This window comes from Bradyrhizobium sp. P2_E8, assembly GCF_056403875.1.
Genome location: NZ_JBFUES010001033.1, coordinates 1 through 2,549 on the forward strand (window position 1 = coordinate 1; position 2,549 = coordinate 2,549).

Annotated in this window: 3 protein-coding genes and 1 pseudogene; 3 read left to right on the forward strand and 1 reads right to left on the reverse strand. The window is 63.3% G+C overall.

The features are described 5' to 3' along the window. The 3 genes and pseudogenes from AC1D00_RS36195 to AC1D00_RS36205 form a co-directional block, all read left to right on the forward strand. A pseudogene (locus AC1D00_RS36195) lies at window positions 1–139 on the forward strand (acetyl-CoA C-acyltransferase); the annotation flags it as partial. 23 nt (window positions 140–162) lie between these two features. Then, the gene (locus AC1D00_RS36200; RefSeq protein ID WP_477013967.1) at window positions 163–1,167 is read left to right on the forward strand and encodes an NAD(P)H-dependent flavin oxidoreductase; all 1,005 of its coding nucleotides are present in this window, start codon (window positions 163–165) and stop codon (window positions 1,165–1,167) included. A gap of 110 nt (window positions 1,168–1,277) precedes the next feature. Next, window positions 1,278–1,889 (forward strand): TetR/AcrR family transcriptional regulator, encoded by a 612-nt coding sequence (locus tag AC1D00_RS36205; protein WP_477013968.1) that lies wholly within the window; start codon window positions 1,278–1,280, stop codon window positions 1,887–1,889. Between the two features lie 78 nt (window positions 1,890–1,967). On the opposite strand, the gene AC1D00_RS36210 is transcribed toward AC1D00_RS36205, so the two are convergent. Beyond that, the gene (locus AC1D00_RS36210) at window positions 1,968–2,513 is read right to left on the reverse strand and encodes a dehydroquinate synthase/iron-containing alcohol dehydrogenase family protein (RefSeq protein WP_477013969.1); all 546 of its coding nucleotides are present in this window, start codon (window positions 2,511–2,513) and stop codon (window positions 1,968–1,970) included. Between the last annotated feature and the right edge of the window lie 36 nt (window positions 2,514–2,549).

The following is a 2,549-nucleotide window of genomic DNA, read 5'->3' on the forward strand; positions in this document are numbered from 1 at the left end:
TCCCTACGGCATGACCGGCGCGCGACTGACCGGCCATCTTCTGATCGAGGGCCGCCGGCGCAAGGCGAAATACGGCGTGGTGACCATGTGCATCGGTGGCGGCATGGGCGCTGCCGGCCTGTTTGAAATCATCCACTGAGCGGGAACACGGGGAGATCATTCGTGAAGACAGCGATTACTGAACTGTTCGGCATCGAGCACCCGATCATCCAGGGCGGAATGCACTACGTCGGCTTCGCCGAAATGGCGGCGGCCGTCTCCAACGCGGGCGGGCTCGGCTTGATCACGGGCCTGACGCAAAGAACGCCGGAACTGCTGGCCAAGGAGATCGCGCGCTGTCGCGACATGACGGACAAGCCGTTCGGCGTGAACCTCACGTTCCTGCCGACCTTCAGCGCGCCTCCCTATCCGGAATACATCGCGGCCATCAGGGAGGGCGGCGTCAGGATCGTCGAAACCGCCGGGCGCAGCCCCGAACAGTACATGCCGACCCTGAAGGCGGGCGGCATCAAGGTGATCCACAAATGCACCTCCGTCCGGCACTCGCTGAAGGCCGAGCAGATCGGCTGCGATGCGGTCAGCGTCGACGGCTTCGAGTGCGGCGGCCATCCCGGCGAGGATGACATGCCAAACATGATCCTGTTGCCGCGCGCGGCCGAGGAACTGAAGATCCCGTTCGTTGCCTCGGGCGGCATGGCGGACGCCCGCAGCCTGGTTGCGGCACTGGCGATGGGCGCTGCGGGCATGAACATGGGCACGCGCTTCATCGCCACCAAGGAAGCGCCGGTGCACGAGAACGTCAAGAACGCCCTGGTCGCGGCGTCGGAGCTCGACACAAGGCTGGTCATGCGGGCGCTCCGCAACACCGAACGGGTGCTGAACAACAAGGGTGTCGAGCATCTGCTCGAGATCGAGCGAGGCAAGGGCAAGAGCCTCAAGATCGAGGACGTCCACGACCAGGTCGCTGGCGTCTATCCCAAGGTGATGATCGACGGCGACATGGACGCGGGCGCGTGGAGCTGCGGCATGGTCGTCGGGCTCATTCACGACATTCCGACCGTGAAGGAACTGATCGACCGCATCATGGAAGATGCCGAGCGACTGATCAGGGACAGGCTTACGGGTTTCCTGGACGCCGACAGCGGGGCCGCGCGGAAGGTCGCGTGAAGCCGCGGCTTGGCGATCCGCGCTTCAGGCGACCTTCCGCGCGGGCTGAGAAGTTCCGGCCGTGATGGGATCATCATCAGCGAATACCTTGTGCCATCCCGGAGCAGGCGATGCGTTATCCGAAGGACCATGGGCAGCACACCCGCAGACGTATTGTCGAAAGTGCTTCCCGCGGCCTGCGCCAGAGCGGTGCCGATGGCCTGAGTGTGGCCGACCTGATGAAGCTCGCAAATCTGACGCATGGCAGTTTCTACGCCTACTTCAAATCGCGTGATGCGTTGGTCGTCGAAAGCCTCGCCCTGGCCATGGATCGAACGATTGTCCATTGGCTGAGTCTCACGCAGGGCCTGCCCGCCCAGAAGGGATTCGACGCAATTGTCGAGTCTTACCTGAGCCCTCGCCACCGTGACGATCCGGGACGCGGTTGCGCGCTTCCGGCTTTGGCCGCGGATATCGGGCGGTCAGGTCCGGAGGCGCGACGCACCCTCGAAAGCGGGCTTGGCAAGATGGTCGATATCCTCGCGCGCCTGATCGCGGCGAGGCCATCAAAAGAAGCGAGGCAGGCGGCCGCTCGTGCAATTGCGACCATGGTCGGTTCGATCGTGTTGGCGCGTGCGGTCGACGACAAGCGCTTGTCTGACCTCCTACTGGAGGCCGGCCGGCTCGGTTTGCGCAATCAGGCCGCGAGCGACCGCGCGAGAGTGCATGTCTTGGAAAGTTGAGGCACGATGACCTCAACAGAGCGCGCCGATGGGGAAGGCAAACGGCTATGCCTTCACCACCGGCCGCCGCTTTGGCTGCTACGCGGCGGTTCGCAGCAGATCGACGATATCGGCCTCGTCTTTGAAAGGACGCGAATTGGCGCGTACGAAGCGATGATTGATCGCGATCTTGCTGATCTGCTCGAACTTGTCTTCACCGATGCCGACGTCGGCGAGTCGTCCGGGTAGTCCAAGTCTCCTGGTGAATTCCGCAAAGGCATCTGCGGCTTCGTCACCCGGAGCGCCCAAAGCCGCCGCCAAGCGCTTCTGCGCATCTTCGGTGAATGGMTTGTTGTAGCGAAGAAGGCTCGGCATGATGACGGGCGTGCAATAGTAATGGGGAACGTTGAACGTCCCGCCGAGCACATGGCCAATGCCGTGGCTTGCGCCCATGGGGACGCGGGCCTGCAGCCCAAACGACGCGAGCCATGAGCCATACTGGGACAATCGCCGCGCCTCGAGATCGTCAGGTTGTTGCAGGGTCTGGAGCATTCCCTCACGCAACGTGCGGATGCCTGCCAGGACGACTTCGTCGGCCAAGGGAGTGCCGGCCGGCGAGCACAATGCTTCGATGCCGTGATCCATCGAGCGTGTGCCAGATCCCATCCAAAGCTTTGTTGG